The following is an 18,038-nucleotide window of genomic DNA, read 5'->3' on the forward strand; positions in this document are numbered from 1 at the left end:
GGGTGGCGCCCTACCTGTGGGAGCGGGTTTACCCGCGAAGAGGCCCTGTGCCCTGCATCCTAACCAAGCTCAGGTTGCAGTTCCGCGTCACGCACCAGCCGTTCCAGCGCAGCCAGGTCCGGCACCCGTGCCACCTGCTCACCCACCTGCACCGCCGCCAGCTCCAGGCGACCCAGCGCCACGTCCACGTAGTTCAGCTGGCTGTCGAGCTTGCACGAGCGCGGTATGTCCTGCAGCAACAACGCCAGGTAGCGCAGGCCGGTATCACCCAGGGCATTGAGCACCACCACGCGGGCCCGCTCGCCGCAGGGGGTCTCGCCACCACACGCGGCTTCGAAGCCGATCAGCGGCAGGCGCTGCTGGCGCCAGTCGATCCAGCCCAGGTGCCAGGCCGGCTCGCCGCGTTGGCACACCAGATTGCGCTGGCCACTCAGTTCGGCCACCGCCACGTTGGGCAACACCAAGGTACGGTCACCCAACGGCAGCAAAAGCCCGGTCAGGCTGCTGCGTTGGCCGGCGATCAGTTCAAGCATGGGTCTGGCTCCAGTGGGCAATGCTCTGCAACAGAACCGACTCCTGGTACGGCTTGCCCAGGTATTCGTTGACGCCGATGGCCATGGCACGGTCGCGGTGCTTCTGCCCGGTGCGCGAGGTGATCATGATGATCGGCAAGTCTTTCAAGCGCTCGTCACGGCGGATGCGTGTGGCCACCTCGAAGCCGTCCATGCGCGGCATCTCGATGTCCAGCAGCAACACATCGGGGCGGTGTTCTTCCAGCAGTGCCATGGCATCAACCCCGTCCTTGGCCGTCAGCACACTCATGCCGTGGCGCTCCAGCAGGCGGCTGGTGACCTTGCGCACGGTCACCGAATCGTCCACCACCATTACCAGCAACGCCCGCCGTGGCGCCGGGCCGAACACCTGGCGCCGGGCCGCACCGCCACCCGGCAGGCGCGCCAGGCGCCGCTGCTGGCCACGCAACTGGCCCAGCAGGTCGAGAATCAGTACCACCCGGCCATCGCCCAGCAGCGTTGCCCCCGACAACCCGGCAACCGCGGCAAACTGCGGCCCCAGGCTCTTCACCACGATCTCGCGGCTGGGCGACAGGCTGTCGGCCTGGATGGCGAACGACTGCTCCTGGGAATGCACCAGCAGCACCGGCAGCGGCACGCTCTGCCCGAGCAATGCCGGGCGCGGCATGCCCTGTAGCAGTTCACCCAGGTAGCGCAGCTCGTATTCGTGGCCGGCGTACACATAACGCGGAGCGTCCAGCTGGTAGCACGCCGCCAGTTCGACCGGCGGCACGCGGACGATGCCCTCGATGGTGTTCAGCGGAATGGCGTACTGCTCTTCGCCCAGGTGCACCATCAGCGCACGGTTGACCGACACGGTGAACGGCAGGCGGATCAGGAAGCGCGCCCCCTTGCCCTGGGCCGACTCGATACTCATCGAGCCCCCCAGTTGCTTGACCTCTTCGTGTACCACGTCCATGCCCAGGCCACGCCCGGAAATCTGGGTGATCTTCTCGGCAGTGGAAAAGCCCGGGCGCAGGATGAACTGGAGGATCTCGTGATCGCTCAACTGCGCCTGCGGGTCCAGCAGGCCGCGCTTGATGGCCTTGCGGCGCACCGCCTCCAGCGGCACGCCGGCACCGTCGTCGGTCATTTCGATGACGATGTCCGCGCCTTCGTGCAGCAGATTCAGGTGAATGGTGCCCTGCTCCGGCTTGCCGGCGGCCAGGCGCATTTCGCGGCTTTCCAGTCCATGGTCGACGGCGTTGCGCAGCATGTGCTCCAGCGGCGCCACCATACGTTCGAGCACGCTGCGGTCCAGTTCGCCCTCGGCATTGCCCACCACCAGCTCCACCTGCTTGCCCAGTTCGCTGGCCACCTGCCGTACCACGCGCTGCAAGCGTGGCACCAGGCGCTCGAAGGGCACCATCAGGGTCGCGGTCAGGCCTTCCTGCAACTGGCTGTTCACCCGCGCCTGCTGCTGCAGCAGGCTGTAGGCCTCCTGGGCGCGCTGTGCCAGGGTTTCCTTGAGGTCGAGCAAGTCCGAGGCAGACTCGAACAGGGCCCGCGACAGCTGCTGCAGTTGCGAGTGGCGGTCCATTTCCAGCGGGTCGAAGTCGTCATAGGCATCGCCTTCGAACTGCTGCCGGCTGGACATCCGCCCTTGGGTCTCGATATCCAGGCGCAGCAACTGGTCGCGCATGCGTTCGAGGGTGGTTTCCATCTCGTTGAGGGTGAACTGCGCATCGTTGACCTGCTGCTCGATGCGCCCACGGATGATCGAGTGCTCACCGGCCAGGTTGCCCAGCTCGTCGAGCAACTCGGCATCGACCTTGACCATGTCGCCAGGTGCCCGCTCCGGTGCCGCCGCCGGCGCCTCACTGGTCGCGGCCTCGACCGGCCCCTGGCCCGCGGCGCTGTCGGCCAGGGCCGAGAAGCTGAAGTTGCGGATGTAGTCGATCAGCGCAGTGGCGGCATGCAACGGCTGCCCCAGGCGCACGGCATCGAGCATGTGCGCCAGGCGGTCATGGCAGTTCTGTAGCAAGGCGAACAGTGGCGCGCTCGGCGGCATACGGCCAGCGGCCAGCAGCTCGTAGAGGAACTCCAGTTCGTGGGCCAGATCGCCGATCGGCGCAATTTCGACCATGCGCGCCACACCCTTGAGGGTGTGCAGGTCGCGCATCAAGTTGTCCACCTCCACACTGTTGCGCGGGTCGGCCTGCCAGCGCGCCAAAGCTGCGGCGGCACTCTCGACGATGTCCGAGCTTTCTTCGAGGAAGACTTCCAGCAGCTCTTCGCCTGGGCTTTCCGGCTCTTCGACCAGCGGCTCGGCCACAGCCGGCAGCAAAGGGTTGTGCGCCGGCCCCAGGCCAAGGGTATCAGCCAGGTCCATGTCCGGGTGCAGCGGCGTGACCGTGTCGATGCCCACCAGGCCGGTAGCCTCCGGTGCCAGGGCCTGGCCCAGCAGGTGGCGCAGGCTGTCGACCAGCTCCGGCCTTGGCGGGATGTCCTGCCCGGCCGCCACTTCGTCGAGCATGTCCAGCAGGGCTTCATGGGCCCGCTGCACGTGGGCGAAGAAGCGCGCATCGGCGGGCAGGCTGCCCTCCTCCACGGCACCGTACAGGTCGAGCAAGGCCTCGCACACGTCATCCATCTGCCACAGGTCGGCCAAGTGTGCGGCATGGCCCAGGGTGGTCAGTTCGTCGAGCAGGGTGTCCAGTGCATCGCGCTGGCCGGGCTGTTCCTGCCAGCGCGACAGCAACGACTCGGCATCCAGCAGGATATCCATGGCCTGGGCCAGGAAACTGGCGATCAACTGCGGGTCGCGCTTGCTGCGCCGCGCATGCTGCGGGTCGTCATGCAAGCTGGCCAGGTGCGCGTCCACCGCCTGGCCGACCTGCTCGATCAGCTCCGCGGCACCGGGGATGGCCGCCAGCGGCGTGCTGTCGAGTTGCGCCAGGCCCAGGTGGAACAGCGAGCGAGCAGCTTCCAGCCATTCGATCTCGGCCATTTGCAGGGGCAGTTGGTGGCCCTTGTATTCACGAGCCAGGCGGTCGAAGGCGGTGGCCAGTTCGGCGACCGGCATCACCCCGGCCATGGCGGCACTGCCCTTGAGCGTATGCAGGGCGCGCTGCAGGCCATCGCTGACCTGCGTATCGTGGCCGTCGGCGCCTTGCAGGAAAGCATCCAGGCTGGCCAGGTGGCCCTGCGCCTCGCTGCGGAAGATATCGAGCAATTGCGGGTCGAGGCCGTCGATGTCGGCCGCCACCGGGGCATCGTTTTCGGCCAGGGCATGCAGGTGCCCGGCCAGCTGCTCGATTTCCGTCAGTTGTGGCAGCTGGCCGGCGGCAAAGTCGGCCAGCAGGTCGGGCAGGTAGACGAATGCCTGCTGCAGGGCCACCACGCCTTCCGGGCTGAGCAAGCTGCGGCCCTCGAGTACCCGGTTCAGCAGGTGCTCGGCGCCCCAGGCCAGCTCGGCCACCGCCTCGGCATGCACCATGCGGCCGCTGCCCTTGAGCGTATGCAAGGCGCGGCGCACTTCTCCCAGTGCCTCGCGCTGCTGGTTGTCGGCACGCCAGCGCAGCCAGTGGCGCTCGATTTCCGGCAGCAGCTCACCAGCCTCGTCGAGAAACACTTCACGCAACTCGTCATCGATGCCATCAGCGCTGCCATCGTGACCTGCGGTGGCCTCGACCAGCGAGCAGTGCACACCCAACGTCGCCAGGCTGGCGCGCGCCATGTCGATGAAGGGTTGGCCATCCGCCAATGGGTCCGCCACCCGCCATTGCAGGTAGCATTCGGCGGCGCTCAGGGCTTCGGCCAGGTGGGTCAGCTCATCGGCAGGCGGCTCCACTTCCAGGTGCTGCAGCCAGCGCTGTACATAGCTGGCGCAACCGGCAAACAGCTCGGCCACGGCCGGCAGCATCAACATCGCCAGCGCACCGCGAATCTGCTGCAACAGCCCTGGCAAGGGTTGCAGGCGTTGCCGCGGCCAGCCTGACTCCAGGCAATCGCCGATCAGGTCCTTGGCCTGCTGCAGCACGTTCAGCGACTCGTTCAACACCAGCTGGCGGATTTCGGCCAGGTCCGAGCCCGGCAGGCCGCCCTGGCCGTTTTCCTCCAGCGGGCCGACCATGCCATTGAGCGTGGCCTCCACGTATAGCAGGGCCCCCGCTACATCCATCAACACCGCGTCGTCCACCGCCCGCTCGCCCTGGGCCAGGGCCTGCAACGCCAGCACCTGGTCGATGATCACCCGGCGTGGCTGCTGGAAGCCCAGCACCGCCAGGGTGTCGGCCACGTGGCGCAGCGGTGCCAGCAGGGCATCGAGCTGCTCGCTGTGCTGGCGGTCGCCACGTACGAACTGGTCCAGGCGCTCCTTGATGCGCATCAGGTCGTCGCACAGCGCGGTCACCACCGAGCGCAGGGCATCGCGGCCCGGCCCGGCCTGCAACTGCTCGCGCCAGTTGCCCAGCGACAGGTCGAGGTTGGCCAGGTCGTCGGCACCGGCAAAGCGTTGGGTGGCGCCGCTGATCAGGCTGGCCTGGGCCAACGGCTCCTCGCCACGGCAGGCACGCAGCTGGTTGAGCAGCGGCAGCATCACCAGTGGCAGGTCGTGGCGGGCGCCGCGCAGGCGCTCCAGATACGACGGCAATTGCTCCAGGCCGCGGAACAACGCGCCCAGGCAATCACCGCGGGGGCTGACCTGGCCATCGGCCAGGGCCCTGGCGAACAGCTCCAGTTCTTCAGCCAGGCGCGTGGCGCCGCGCAGTTCGAGCATGCGCAGGCAGCCGTGCACCTGGTGCAGGTTGTCGACCACGAATGCCAGCATCGACAGGTCGCCAGGCTCGCCGGCAAAGCGCTCCAGCGCCTGGCGCGCCTGGCCCAGGCAGTCGAGGATGGCGGCCTTGGTCCAGGCCAGCGCCACTGTGTCGTGGCGCTCGGGGCTTATAGCTGCTACAGCCATGGGCACTCCTCGGCGCGGCTTTTCAGTAGAGCTCATCAGTAGGGCTCTTCACTTGGGCTCTGCTGGTGGCGGCAGGGTGAACCCGGACACCGAACGGCGCATCTCGCTGGCCATGCGTGCCAGGTGGCGGATGCTGTCGGCGGTGGCGCCGGAGCCGGCGGAGGTCTGCGCGGTAATCTGCTGGATGACTGCCATGGTGTGGGAGATCTGCCCGGCAGACGAAGTCTGCAGCTGGGCGGCATCGGAGATGCTGTGGATAAGGTCGGCGAGGTTCTGCGATACGCCTTCGATCTCGGCCAGTGCCACCCCGGCATCCTGGGCCAGGCGGGCACCGCGCACCACCTCGGCGGTGGTCTGCTCCATGGAGATCACCGCCTCGTTGGTGTCGGCCTGGATGGTGCGCACCAGCGCCTCGATCTGCCGGGTGGCCGACGACGAGCGCTCGGCCAGGCGCTGCACTTCGTCGGCAACCACGGCGAACCCACGGCCGGCCTCGCCGGCCAGCGAGGCCTGAATCGCCGCGTTGAGGGCGAGGATGTTGGTCTGGTCGGCAATGTCGTCGATCAGGCTGACGATATCGCCAATTTCCTGGGAAGACTCACCGAGGCGCTTGATCCGTTTGGCGGTGTCCTGGATCTGCTCGCGAATGTTGTCCATGCCGTTGATGGTGTTGTGCACCACCTCGTTGCCCTTGTTGGCGATCGCCACCGAGCGCTCGGCAACCTTGGCCGACTCGTAGGCATGTGCCGAAACCCGGTCGATCGACTCGACCATGTCGCCGACCGCCTCGGATGCCTCGCTGATCTGCTCGGCCTGGTGTTCAGAGGCCTTGGCCAGCTGGCGTGCGGTGTTCTGTGTGTCCTGCACGGCGGCAGCGACCTGCACGGCGCTGTGGTTGATGGTGGCGACCAGGTCGCGCAATTGGTCCACGGAATAGTTGATCGAATCGGCAATGGCGCCGGTGAAGTCTTCGGTCACCGATACGGTCACGGTCAGGTCGCCGTCAGCCAGCTCTTCGATTTCGTCGAGCAGGCGCATGATCGCCTGCTGGTTGCGTTCGTTCTTTTCCGCCGTCTCGCGCAGCTGGCGGTTGGTGGTGCGCACCATGACCAGGCCGATGAGGATGATCGAAGCCAACGCCAGCAGGCCCAGGACATAGCCGCCGACAGTGTCGAGGGTGCGCCCGCCGGCCAGGTTCTCGAAACCGTTGGCCAGGTGCGAGGCCTCGTCGAGCAGGGTTTGCGACAGGCTGAAGATGTTGCCGGCAGCCTCGCGTACGCGGAACAGTTCTGGCGAGGTTTCGAGGATTTCATCCACCGAGCCGGCAACGAACTGGAACAGCTCGGCAATTTCAGCCAGGCGCGCACGGGCGTCGGCGTCCTCGACACGGGTCACCTGGATCGCCGCGCTGCCACTGAGCATGCCCTCCAGCACCTGGCCGAAGCGCCCGGCATCACGGCCAAAGGCATCCGCCGCCTGGGCCGCGGTGTCGTCACCGGCCAGCACAGTGTTGACCGAGCCGAGGATGCGTTCGGCCAGCAGCAACTGGCGCTGGGCCACCGCCACCTGGCTGGCCGGGGCGCCGCTCTGCAGCAGGATCTCGACCACTTTCTCGTATTCCACCTGCAACTGCGGCACGGTCTCGGCCAGGGTCGCCGCCACCTGGTGCAGCGACAGCACGGTCTGCTCGCTTGCCAGGATGGTATCGGTGTTCTTGCGCAGGTTTTCCCAGTCGCGGCGTACCGCTTCCATCTCGTCACGCACCATGGGCGGCGCGGGTGGCAGGCCGGTGGACTTGTCACCTTCACGCAGGTAGCCCCAGCGCCGTTCGAAATCGTTGCGCGCGTCCGACAGCAGCTTGAAGGCCAGGGCCTTGCCGGTGGCGGCTTCGGTGGCGTTCTTGGCGATGCGCTGCGACAGCACCCGCAGTTCGCCGGCGTGGCCGATGTACTGCTTGTCGTAGTTCGACTGGGTGTTCAGGTAGGCAAAGTTGGCGAACAGCAGGATGATCGACAGGATCAGGATCAGGAACAGCACGGTGATCTGCGCGATGCTGCGGGTACGTGGGGTCACGGTGGTGACGGGGGTGGCAGGCTTGTTCACGTTCGCAGGTCCTATAACGCCACATCGAGAAAGCCCGGCGCCTGGGCCAGGGCGAAGGGGCTGAAGATCGCCCAGTTGCGTTCACGCGGGAAGTGCCCCTGCACGAAACGTGCAGCGGCGCGGATCAGGGGCTGTGGTGGCGACAGTTGCAGGCTGTCCAGGGCAAAGTGCTGCAGGCCCAGCACCTCGTCCACCAGCAGGCCGACGAACAGGTCCTCGTGGTCCAGCACCAGCACCCGCCGCTGCTTGCCCGGGGCGGCATGGCCCAGGCCGAAGAAGCTGCTCAGGTCCATCACCGGCAACAGCCGGCCGCGCAGGTTGGCTACCCCGCACACCCACGGCTGCACACCAGGGACGCGGCTGCTGCGCGGTTCGCGCAGCACCTCGGCCACCTCGCCCATGGGCGCGACGAACCATTGCCCGGCAATGCGAAAGCCGATGCCGCTCCACTGTTGCAGGCGGTTGTCCTGCGGCGGCTGGTCGGCGACCAGCAGGCGGCAGCGCCGGTCGATGTCCAGCAACAACTCGAAGGCGGTCAGCGACGCGCCCTGCGGGCGGGTGGTCAAGCCCCCAGCACTTCTTTGAGCTTGGCGATCAGCGCGTCCTCTTCCACCGGTTTGGTCAGGAAGTCACGAGCGCCCTGGCGCGTGGCCCAGATACGGTCGGTTTCCTGGTCCTTGGTGGTGACCACGATCACCGGGATGGCGCTGGTTTCCGGGTCCTTGCTGAGCTGGCGGGTGGCCTGGAAGCCGTTCATGCCGGGCATGACGATGTCCATCAGCACCGCGTCGGGCTTGTCCTGCCGGGCCAGGGCCACGCCATCGGCACCGTTGTTGGCCTTGAGCACCTGGTAGCCGTGCTTTTCCAGCCATTCGGTCAATCGGTACATCTCTGTCGGCGAGTCGTCGACAATCAGAACTCGGGCCATGCTGGTTCCCCATCAGGAAAGAAAGACCGTGCCATGGCGGGGCGCGGTCAGGGTGCGTGTTGTTGGGCTGCGGCAAAACCGGGCACGTGGGCGCGGATCGCGTCGAGCAGTTCTTCCTTGCTGAACGGTTTGGTCAGGAACTGGTCGGAGCCGACCACCCGGCCGCGGGCCTTGTCGAACAGGCCGTCACGTGACGACAGCAGAATGACCGGGGTGTCCTTGAAGGCACTGTTGTGCTTGATCACCGCGCAGGTCTGGTAGCCGTCCAGGCGCGGCATCAACACATCGACGAAGATGATGCTGGGCTGGTGGTCGACGATCTTGGCCAGGGCATCGAAGCCATCGCTGGCGGTGATCACCTCGCAGCCCGCTTCACCGAGCAACATCTGCGCGGTGCGGCGGATCGTGCGCGAATCGTCGATCACCATCACCTTCAGGGGTTGTTCCATCTGTTGGGCTACCATTTGCCGAAATCCTGGGGCCGTTGTGGGAGCGGCCTTGCGTCGCGATAAGGGCTGCGCAGCAGCCCCCATGGGCCTGTCATTCAGCGCTATGACTGGCATTTTTAGCACACTCCGGGTGGCCGTTCCATCTGCGGCGCCCCTTGACCGGCGGCGTTCACGGCGCCACCCTGAGCCACTTTTCTTTCGATCCATCGCGGCCACGCGCCGCCAAGAGGAACCACCCCATGAGCGTTCGCCTCGGCATTGTCATGGACCCCATCGCGTCCATCTCCTACAAGAAGGACAGCTCGCTGGCCATGCTGCTGGCCGCCCAGGCACGCGGCTGGAGCCTGTTCTACATGGAACAGCGCGATATGTACCTGGGCGCCGGCCAGGCGCGTGCGCAAATGCGCCCGCTGAAAGTGTTCGCCGACCCGGCCCGCTGGTTCGAGCTGGGCGACGAGCAGGACAGCGCGCTGGCCGAGCTGGACGTGATCCTGATGCGCAAGGACCCGCCCTTCGACATGGAGTTCGTCTACAGCACCTACCTGCTGGAGCAGGCCGAGCGCGAAGGCGTGCTGGTGGTCAACCGCCCGCAGAGCCTGCGCGACTGCAACGAAAAACTGTTCGCCACCCAGTTCCCGCAGTGCATGGCGCCGACCCTGGTCAGCCGCCGTGTCGACATCCTGCGCGAGTTCGCCAACAGCCGTGGTGACGTGATCCTCAAGCCGCTGGACGGCATGGGCGGCGCCTCGGTGTTCCGCCACCGCAAGGACGACCCGAACCTGTCGGTGATCCTGGAAACCCTGACCCAGCACGGCAACCAGCAGATCATGGCGCAGGAATACCTGCCGCAGATCGTCGACGGCGACAAGCGCATCCTGATGATCGACGGCGAGCCGGTGGACTACTGCCTGGCGCGTATCCCGGCCAGCGGCGAGACCCGTGGCAACCTGGCCGCCGGTGGCCGTGGCGAAGCACGCCCGCTGACCGACCGCGACCGCTGGATCGCCGCCCAGGTCGGCCCGACCCTGCGCGAGAAGGGCCTGATGTTCGTGGGCCTGGACGTGATCGGCGACTACCTCACCGAAATCAACGTCACCAGCCCCACCTGCATCCGCGAGATCGATGCCGCCTACAACACCGATATCGGCGGGCAATTGATGGATGCCATTGATCGCCAGCTGAAGGCGCGCTGACCGCCGACGCACGGCAACAACCCAGAGTGGGGTATGATGCGGGTCCTTTTGGCCTGGCCTGCTACCCCGCCCTGCGGTTGCTGGAAACCTGATGACGCTGCCCGCTGACATCCCCGCCGACCTGCTGCCCCCCCGTGTTCGCCCGGTGGACCGGCTCGGCTTTACCCTGTTCCTGGCTGCCTTGGTGCACCTGGCGCTGATCCTCGGCGTCGGCTTCAGCGTGGTCAAGCCTGCCGAAATCCGCCACACCATGGACATCACCCTGGCCACCTTCAAGAGCGAGAAACCGCCGGAGAAGGCCGATTTCCAGGCCCAGGACAACCAACAGGGCAGCGGCACCCTGGACAAGAAAGCGGTGCCCAAGACCACCGAACTGGCACCGTTCCAGGACAGCAAGATCAACAAGATCACCCCGCCACCCGCCGCGAAGCCCGAGGTGGTACCGCCCCCTGTCCCGCACAAGTCGGCGGTAGTGACCACGGCGCCCAAGCCACAGAAGGTCGAGCCCAAGCCCAAGGAAAGCAAGCCGCAGCCCAAACCGGCAGCCCCGGCACCGGATTTCGACAGCTCGCAGTTGTCCAGCCAGATCGCCAGCCTGGAGGCGGAGCTGTCCAACGAACAGCAGATGTACGCCAAGCGCCCGCGCATCCACCGGCTCAATGCCGCCTCGACCATGCGCGACAAGGGGGCCTGGTACAAGGAAGAGTGGCGCAAGAAGGTCGAGCGGGTGGGCAACCTGAACTACCCCGACGAAGCGCGCCGGCAACAGATCTACGGCAACCTGCGCATGATGGTGTCGATCAACCGCGATGGCTCGCTGTACGAGGTGCTGGTACTGGAGTCGTCCGGGCAACCGGTGCTGGACCAGGCGGCGCAGCGCATCGTGCGGCTGGCGGCGCCGTTTGCGCCGTTTACCGGGGACCTGGCCGAGTTTGACCGGCTGGAGATCATCCGCACCTGGCGCTTTGCCCGTGGGGACCGTTTGTCCAGTAACTGACCTGCGGCATTACGCGGTCCCTGTGGGAGCGGGTTTACCCGCGAAAGCGTCCGACTAAGCGACATCATTGCCTGATCTGGCGCATTCGCGGGTAAACCCGCTCCCACAGGGAACGCGCAAGCCTCGTTACGCACCTTGTCAGCCTCGCCACCTGGCGCCACACTATCCCCCATGAAAACCCTCACGCCGAGCTACCTCAAGCATCAGTTCCTGATCGCCATGCCGCACATGGCCGATCCGAACTTCGCCCAGACCCTCACGTACATCGTCGAGCACAACGCCCATGGCGCCATGGGCCTGGTGGTCAACCGGCCGCAGGAGCTGAACCTGGCCGACATCCTCGAGCAGCTGCGCCCGGACGAAATGCCACCGGCCAGCACCTTGCAGGTGCCGATCTACCAAGGTGGCCCGGTACAGACCGACCGTGGCTTCGTACTGCACAGCAGCGAATGCAGTTTCCAGGCCACCGTGGCGCTGGAGGGGCTGTCGCTGACCACCTCGCAGGATATATTGCTTGCCATCGCCGCCGGGGTAGGCCCGAAACAGAGCCTGATCACTCTGGGCTATGCCGGCTGGGAAGCGGGCCAACTGGAAGCGGAGCTTGCCGATAACGCCTGGCTCAACTGCCCGTTCGACCCGGAAATCATCTTCGGCCTGACCAGCGACCTGCGCCTGGAAGCCGCCGCTGCCAGCCTGGGGATCAACCTGAACCTGCTGACCAGCCAGGCGGGCCACGCCTGATGGCCGAACTGCACCCTGAACTGCGTCTGCTGCTGGGCTTCGACTACGGCAGCAAACAGATCGGCGTAGCCGTCGGCCAGGTGGTCACCGGCCAGGCCCGCGAGCTTTGCACCCTGAAGGCACAGAACGGCGTGCCGGACTGGGCCCAGGTGGAAAAGCTGATTGCCGAATGGAAGCCCGACGCCATCGTCGTCGGCCTGCCGCTGAACATGGACGGCACCCCCAGCGAAATGAGCGCCCGCGCAGAAAAGTTCGCCCGCCGCCTGAACGGCCGCTTCAACCTGCCCGTGCACACCCACGACGAACGCCTGACCACCTTCGAGGCCAAGGGCGAGCGCATGGCCCGTGGCGGCCAGCGCGGCAGCTACCGCGACAACCCGGTCGATGCCATCGCCGCCGCCCTGTTGCTGCAAGGCTGGCTGGAGGCCAATACCTGATCATCTTTGCCGCCGGGCCCGCCCGGCGCACCCTTCCGAGGAGCCCGCAATGAGCCTACCCAATCCCGCCGAGCTGATCCGGCAGATGGCTGACGACCTTCGCGCCCACCTGGCCCGCCGGGCAATTACCGAACCGCGCTACATCGGTATCCGCACCGGCGGCGTCTGGGTTGCCCAGGCCCTGCAGGAAGCCATGGGCGACACCAGTCCCATGGGCACTCTGGACGTGTCGTTCTATCGCGACGACTTCAGCCAGAACGGCCTGCACCCGCAAGTGCGCCCGTCCGAGCTGCCGTTCGAGGTCGAGGGCCAGCACCTGGTGCTGGTGGATGACGTGCTGATGAGCGGCCGCACGGTGCGCGCCGCGCTCAACGAACTGTTCGATTATGGCCGCCCGGCCAGCGTCACCCTGGTCTGCCTGCTGGACCTGGATGCCGGCGAACTGCCAATCCGCCCGAATGTACTCGGCGCCACCCTGTCGCTGGCCGCCCATGAACGGGTAAAATTGACCGGACCCGCACCGCTCGCCCTCGAGCGCCAGGACCTCGCCTCCGCTTCCGCCCTTTAAGAGTCCCCCGCGATGACGCCAATCGACGCCAAGCGCCCGCTGCAGCTCAATGATCAGGGCCAGCTGCGCCACTTCCTCTCGCTCGACGGTTTGCCCCGCGAACTGCTCACCGAGATCCTCGACACCGCCGACTCCTTCCTGGAAGTCGGTGCCCGGGCCGTGAAGAAAGTCCCGTTGCTACGCGGCAAGACCGTGTGCAACGTGTTCTTCGAGAACTCCACCCGTACCCGTACCACCTTCGAACTGGCGGCCCAGCGCCTGTCGGCTGACGTGATCAGCCTGAACGTGTCGACCTCCTCGACCAGCAAGGGCGAGACCCTGTTCGACACCCTGCGCAACCTCGAAGCCATGGCCGCCGACATGTTCGTGGTGCGCCACTCCGACTCCGGGGCCGCGCACTTCATCGCCGAGCACGTGTGCCCGGAAGTTGCCGTGATCAACGGTGGTGACGGCCGCCATGCGCACCCGACCCAGGGCATGCTCGACATGCTCACCATCCGCCGCCACAAGGGCAGCTTCGAGAACCTGTCGGTGGCCATCGTCGGCGACATCCTGCACTCGCGCGTGGCCCGCTCCGACATGCTGGCGCTGAAAGCGCTGGGCTGCCCGGACATCCGCGTGATCGGCCCGAAAACCCTGATCCCGATCGGTATCGAGCAGTACGGCGTGAAGGTGTACACCGACCTCGCCGAAGGCCTGAAGGACGTCGACGTGGTGATCATGCTGCGCCTGCAGCGTGAGCGCATGGCCGGTGGCCTGCTGCCCAGCGAAGGCGAGTTCTACCGCCTGTTCGGCCTGACCACCGCGCGCCTGGCCGGGGCCAAGCCCGACGCCATCGTCATGCACCCGGGCCCGATCAACCGCGGCGTGGAAATCGAGTCGGCGGTGGCCGACGGCAAGCACTCGGTGATCCTCAACCAGGTCACCTACGGCATCGCCGTGCGCATGGCCGTGCTGTCCATGGCCATGAGCGGGCAGAACGCGCAACGTCAATTCGACCAGGAGAACGCCCAGTGACCATCAGTATTCTCGGCGCCCGGGTCATCGACCCCAACAGCGGCCTGGACCAGGTCACCGACCTGCACCTGGACGGCGGCCGCATCGCCGCCATCGGTGCAGCCCCGGCCGGCTTCAGCGCCAGCCGCACGATCCAGGCTGATGGCCTGGTCGCCGCGCCAGGCCTGGTCGACCTCGGCGTGTCCCTGCGCGAGCCGGGCTACAGCCGCAAAGGCAACATCGCCAGTGAAACCCGCGCCGCCGTCGCCGGCGGTGTCACCAGCCTGTGCTGCCCGCCGCAGACCAAGCCGGTGCTGGACACCTCGGCCGTGGCCGAACTGATCCTCGACCGCGCCCGCGAGGCCGCCAACAGCAAGGTCTACCCGATCGGCGCCCTGACCAAGGGCCTGGAAGGCGAACAACTGGCCGAGCTGGTGGCCCTGCGCGACACCGGCTGCGTGGCTTTCGGCAATGGCCTGAAGGAAATCCCCAACAACCGTACCCTGGCCCGCGCCCTGGAATACGCCGCCACCTTCGACCTGACCGTGGTGTTCCACTCCCAGGACCGCGACCTGGCCCAGGGTGGCCTGGCCCACGAAGGCGCCATGGCCAGCTTCCTCGGCCTGCCGGGCATTCCGGAAACCGCCGAGACCGTGGCCCTGGCGCGCAACCTGCTGCTGGTGGAACAGACCGGCGTGCGTGCGCACTTCACCCAGATCACCAGCGCCCGTGGCGCGCGGCTGATCGCCCAAGCCCAGGCCCTGGGCCTGCCGGTGACCGCCGATGTGGCGCTGTACCAGCTGATCCTCACCGACGAATCGCTGCGCGAGTTCTCCAGCCTGTACCACGTGCAGCCGCCGCTGCGCACCGCCGCTGACCGCGACGGCCTGCGCGAGGCGGTGAAGTCGGGGGTGATCCAGGCGATTTCCAGCCACCACCAGCCGCACGAGCGCGACGCCAAGCTGGCTCCGTTCGGCGCCACCGAGCCGGGCATCAGCAGCGTCGAGCTGCTGCTGCCGCTGGCCATGACCCTGGTGCAGGACGGCCTGCTCGACCTGCCAACCTTGCTGGCCCGCCTGAGCAGCGGCCCCGCGGCGGCCCTGCGCCTGCCGGCCGGCGAGCTGAAAGTGGGAGGCGCGGCCGACCTGGTGCTGTTCGACCCGCAAGCCTCGACCGTGGCCGGCGAGCAGTGGTTCTCGCGCGGTGAGAACTGCCCGTTCATCGGCCACTGCCTGCCGGGTGCGGTGCGTTATACCTTGGTCGATGGGCATGTCTGCCACGAGGCCTGAGTAACCCCTGTGGGAGCGGCCTTGTGTCGCGATAGGGCCGCAAAGCGGCCCCAGCAATCCATGCATGATGCCGAGAACCTGGGGCCGCTGCGCGGCCCTTTCGCGACGCAAGGCCGCTCCCACATTGACCGCGTACAACCTTGAGCCTGCACCGACCATTCATCCCCCACGGTTGAAATCCTTCCCCCCACCCCCATATGAGTCTGCATCAGGCACTTTCGCCCCGCTGCGTGGAGACTCTCCCCTTGACCACCATCGTTTCTGTCCGCCGTAACGGCAAAGTCGTCATGGGCGGCGACGGCCAGGTATCCCTCGGCAACACCGTGATGAAAGGCAACGCCAAGAAGGTGCGCCGCCTGTACCACGGCCAGGTCATCGCGGGCTTCGCCGGCGCCACCGCCGATGCGTTCACCCTGTTCGAGCGCTTTGAAGGCCAGCTCGAGAAACATCAGGGCCACCTGGTCCGCGCTGCCGTGGAGCTGGCCAAGGAATGGCGTACCGACCGTTCCCTGAGCCGCCTGGAGGCCATGCTGGCCGTGGCCAACAAGGACGCCTCCCTGATCATCACCGGCAACGGCGACGTGGTCGAACCCGAAGACGGCCTGATCGCCATGGGTTCCGGCGGCGCCTACGCCCAGGCCGCAGCCCGCGCCCTGCTGAACAAGACCGACCTCTCGGCCCGTGAAATCGCCGAGACCGCCCTGAACATCGCCGGCGACATCTGCGTGTTCACCAACCACAACCTGACCATCGAGGAGCAGGACCTGGCCGACTGATCAGCTGTTCTGGCGCCCCATCCCGGTGATGGGGTTTTTCCACGCTGATTCATTCCGCCCGAGGACCATTTTCATCATGTCCATGACCCCCCGCGAGATCGTCCACGAACTCAACCGCCACATCATCGGCCAGGACGACGCCAAGCGCGCCGTGGCCATCGCCCTGCGCAACCGCTGGCGGCGCATGCAGCTTCCCGCCGAGCTGCGCGCCGAAGTGACCCCGAAGAACATCCTGATGATCGGCCCTACCGGCGTCGGCAAGACCGAAATCGCCCGCCGCCTGGCCAAGCTGGCCAACGCGCCGTTCCTCAAGGTCGAAGCCACCAAGTTCACCGAAGTGGGCTACGTGGGCCGCGACGTCGAGTCGATCATCCGTGACCTGGCCGATGCCGCGCTGAAGATGCTGCGTGAGCAAGAGATCATCCGCGTGCGCCACCGCGCCGAAGACGCCGCCGAAGACCGCATCCTCGACGCCCTGCTGCCGCAGGCGCGGGTCAGCAGCTTCGCCGAGGAAGCCGCGCAGACCAGCACCGATTCCAACACCCGCCAGCTGTTCCGCAAGCGCCTGCGCGAAGGCCAGCTGGACGACAAGGAAATCGAGATCGAAGTGGCCGATGCCGTGGGCGTCGAAATTGCCGCGCCGCCCGGCATGGAAGAAATGACCAACCAGCTGCAGAGCCTGTTCGCCAACATGGGCAAAGGCAAGCGCAAGGCGCGCAAGCTGAAGGTGAAAGAAGCACTGAAGATGGTTCGCGATGAAGAAGCGAGCCGCCTGGTCAACGAGGAAGAGCTCAAGGCCAAGGCCCTGGAAGCTGTCGAGCAGCACGGCATCGTATTCATCGACGAAATCGACAAGGTTGCCAAGCGCGGCAATGTTGGCGGCGCCGACGTGTCCCGTGAAGGCGTGCAGCGCGACCTGCTGCCGCTGATCGAAGGCTGCACCGTCAACACCAAGCTGGGCATGGTCAAGACCGACCACATCCTGTTCATTGCCTCGGGTGCGTTCCACCTGAGCAAGCCGAGCGACCTGGTGCCCGAGCTGCAAGGCCGCCTGCCGATCCGTGTGGAGCTCAAGGCCCTGACCCCGGAAGACTTCGAGCGCATCCTGCAGGAGCCGCACGCGTCGCTGACCGAACAGTACCAGGCCCTGCTCAAGACCGAAGGCCTGAACATCGAGTTCCTCGCCGACGGTATCAAGCGCCTGGCCGAGATTGCCTACCAGGTCAACGAGAAGACCGAGAACATCGGTGCCCGCCGCCTGCACACCCTTCTCGAGCGTTTGCTCGAAGAGGTGTCGTTCAGTGCTGGCGACCTGGCCAGCACCCATGACGAAGCGCCGATCCAGATCGACGCGGCGTATGTGAACAGCCACCTGGGTGAGCTGGCGCAGAACGAAGACCTGTCGCGTTACATCCTGTAAAACCGGCGTCGACAGCTTCGCGGGCACGCCCGCTCCCACAGGATCACCACAGACCCAAAGCATGTGGTGATCCTGTGGGAGCGGGCGCGCCCGCGAAGAGGCCCTTGAATCCCTCCATCATAAGCTGGAAGCTTGCTTCATCAGCTCCCGAGAGATTCCGCCCATGGCCCGCCTGCCCACCGCCATCAACCTGCACAAAGCTTCGAAAACCCTCAGCCTCACCTACGCCCCCGGCGAGGTCTACCACCTGCCTGCCGAATTCCTGCGCGTGCACTCCCCCTCCGCCGAGGTCCAGGGCCACGGCAACCCCATCCTGCAGTTCGGCAAGATCAACGTCGGCCTCAGCGGCCTGGAACCTGCCGGGCAATACGCACTGAAACTGACCTTCGACGACGGCCATGACAGCGGCCTGTTCACTTGGGAATACCTCGAGCAGCTGTGCCTGCGCCAGGAACAGCTGTGGGCCGAGTACCTCGACGAACTGCACAAGGCCGGGAAATCCCGCGACCCTGCCGAGTCGGTGGTCAAACTCATGCTCTAGCGCAAGGCCTGCAGGATTTAGAGCGCATTTTCTAAAATCATCTGTTTGAATGACTTACAGACAGCCCAGTGACGGGCTGTCTTGCGCATTACATGAAAGTCGGGTAACCAATGGGGGGTGGC

The 18,038-nt window shown here is 66.3% G+C and carries 16 protein-coding genes; 10 read left to right on the forward strand and 6 right to left on the reverse strand.

The window, feature by feature from the left end:
• Window positions 1–59 precede the first annotated feature (59 nt).
• From RYH74_RS00400 to RYH74_RS00425, 6 genes are read right to left on the reverse strand one after another with little or no spacing between them, the layout of a single operon-like run.
• On the reverse strand, window positions 60–533 hold the full coding sequence (locus RYH74_RS00400) for a chemotaxis protein CheW (protein WP_025340902.1): 474 nt from the start codon (window positions 531–533) through the stop codon (window positions 60–62).
• Window positions 526–5,478 (reverse strand): Hpt domain-containing protein, encoded by a 4,953-nt coding sequence (locus RYH74_RS00405; RefSeq protein WP_286100679.1) that lies wholly within the window; start codon window positions 5,476–5,478, stop codon window positions 526–528. The genes RYH74_RS00400 and RYH74_RS00405 overlap by 8 nt, the downstream gene beginning before the upstream one ends.
• 48 nt (window positions 5,479–5,526) lie before the next feature.
• Window positions 5,527–7,581, reverse strand: coding sequence for a methyl-accepting chemotaxis protein (locus tag RYH74_RS00410; RefSeq protein WP_025340904.1), 2,055 nt, complete (start codon window positions 7,579–7,581; stop codon window positions 5,527–5,529).
• 11 nt (window positions 7,582–7,592) lie between these two features.
• The gene (locus RYH74_RS00415; protein WP_025340905.1) at window positions 7,593–8,147 is read right to left on the reverse strand and encodes a chemotaxis protein CheW; all 555 of its coding nucleotides are present in this window, start codon (window positions 8,145–8,147) and stop codon (window positions 7,593–7,595) included.
• Entirely contained in the window at window positions 8,144–8,509 is a 366-nt protein-coding gene (gene pilH, locus RYH74_RS00420) for a twitching motility response regulator PilH (protein WP_025340906.1), read from the reverse strand. Before pilH ends, RYH74_RS00415 begins: the two co-directional genes overlap by 4 nt.
• Before the next feature lie 47 nt (window positions 8,510–8,556).
• Entirely contained in the window at window positions 8,557–8,958 is a 402-nt protein-coding gene (locus RYH74_RS00425) for a PleD family two-component system response regulator (RefSeq protein WP_003257770.1), read from the reverse strand.
• A gap of 239 nt (window positions 8,959–9,197) precedes the next feature.
• On the opposite strand from RYH74_RS00425, the gene gshB reads away from it, so the two are divergent.
• The 10 genes from gshB to RYH74_RS00475 all read left to right on the forward strand — a co-directional run bounded on the left by gshB (window position 9,198) and on the right by RYH74_RS00475 (window position 17,916).
• Window positions 9,198–10,151 carry a glutathione synthase gene (gene gshB, locus RYH74_RS00430; RefSeq protein ID WP_025340907.1) on the forward strand — a complete coding sequence of 318 codons (954 nt, stop codon included), beginning with the start codon at window positions 9,198–9,200 and terminating at the stop codon, window positions 10,149–10,151.
• A gap of 91 nt (window positions 10,152–10,242) precedes the next feature.
• Window positions 10,243–11,148 (forward strand): energy transducer TonB, encoded by a 906-nt coding sequence (locus RYH74_RS00435; RefSeq protein WP_317408809.1) that lies wholly within the window; start codon window positions 10,243–10,245, stop codon window positions 11,146–11,148.
• Between the two features lie 171 nt (window positions 11,149–11,319).
• A complete protein-coding gene (locus tag RYH74_RS00440) occupies window positions 11,320–11,889 on the forward strand; it encodes a YqgE/AlgH family protein (RefSeq protein ID WP_015272081.1) in 570 nt (189 codons plus the stop codon).
• Window positions 11,889–12,326, forward strand: coding sequence for a Holliday junction resolvase RuvX (gene ruvX / locus RYH74_RS00445; RefSeq protein ID WP_013974530.1), 438 nt, complete (start codon window positions 11,889–11,891; stop codon window positions 12,324–12,326). Before RYH74_RS00440 ends, ruvX begins: the two co-directional genes overlap by 1 nt.
• A gap of 49 nt (window positions 12,327–12,375) precedes the next feature.
• The gene (gene pyrR / locus RYH74_RS00450; RefSeq protein ID WP_063912001.1) at window positions 12,376–12,894 is read left to right on the forward strand and encodes a bifunctional pyr operon transcriptional regulator/uracil phosphoribosyltransferase PyrR; all 519 of its coding nucleotides are present in this window, start codon (window positions 12,376–12,378) and stop codon (window positions 12,892–12,894) included.
• A gap of 12 nt (window positions 12,895–12,906) precedes the next feature.
• The gene (locus tag RYH74_RS00455; RefSeq protein ID WP_003257774.1) at window positions 12,907–13,911 is read left to right on the forward strand and encodes an aspartate carbamoyltransferase catalytic subunit; all 1,005 of its coding nucleotides are present in this window, start codon (window positions 12,907–12,909) and stop codon (window positions 13,909–13,911) included.
• Window positions 13,908–15,179: a dihydroorotase gene (locus tag RYH74_RS00460; protein ID WP_075046592.1), complete on the forward strand. Its 1,272-nt coding sequence runs from the start codon at window positions 13,908–13,910 to the stop codon at window positions 15,177–15,179. The genes RYH74_RS00455 and RYH74_RS00460 overlap by 4 nt, the downstream gene beginning before the upstream one ends.
• Before the next feature lie 245 nt (window positions 15,180–15,424).
• Window positions 15,425–15,955: an ATP-dependent protease subunit HslV gene (hslV, locus tag RYH74_RS00465; protein ID WP_003249309.1), complete on the forward strand. Its 531-nt coding sequence runs from the start codon at window positions 15,425–15,427 to the stop codon at window positions 15,953–15,955.
• Between the two features lie 76 nt (window positions 15,956–16,031).
• Entirely contained in the window at window positions 16,032–17,375 is a 1,344-nt protein-coding gene (gene hslU / locus RYH74_RS00470; protein ID WP_015272084.1) for an ATP-dependent protease ATPase subunit HslU, read from the forward strand.
• A gap of 163 nt (window positions 17,376–17,538) precedes the next feature.
• Window positions 17,539–17,916 carry a gamma-butyrobetaine hydroxylase-like domain-containing protein gene (locus tag RYH74_RS00475; protein ID WP_003249306.1) on the forward strand — a complete coding sequence of 126 codons (378 nt, stop codon included), beginning with the start codon at window positions 17,539–17,541 and terminating at the stop codon, window positions 17,914–17,916.
• Window positions 17,917–18,038: the final 122 nt, after the last annotated feature.

It is taken from the genome of Pseudomonas sp. LSJ-87, from assembly GCF_032971465.1.
Lineage (GTDB): Bacteria > Pseudomonadota > Gammaproteobacteria > Pseudomonadales > Pseudomonadaceae > Aquipseudomonas > Aquipseudomonas putida_Z.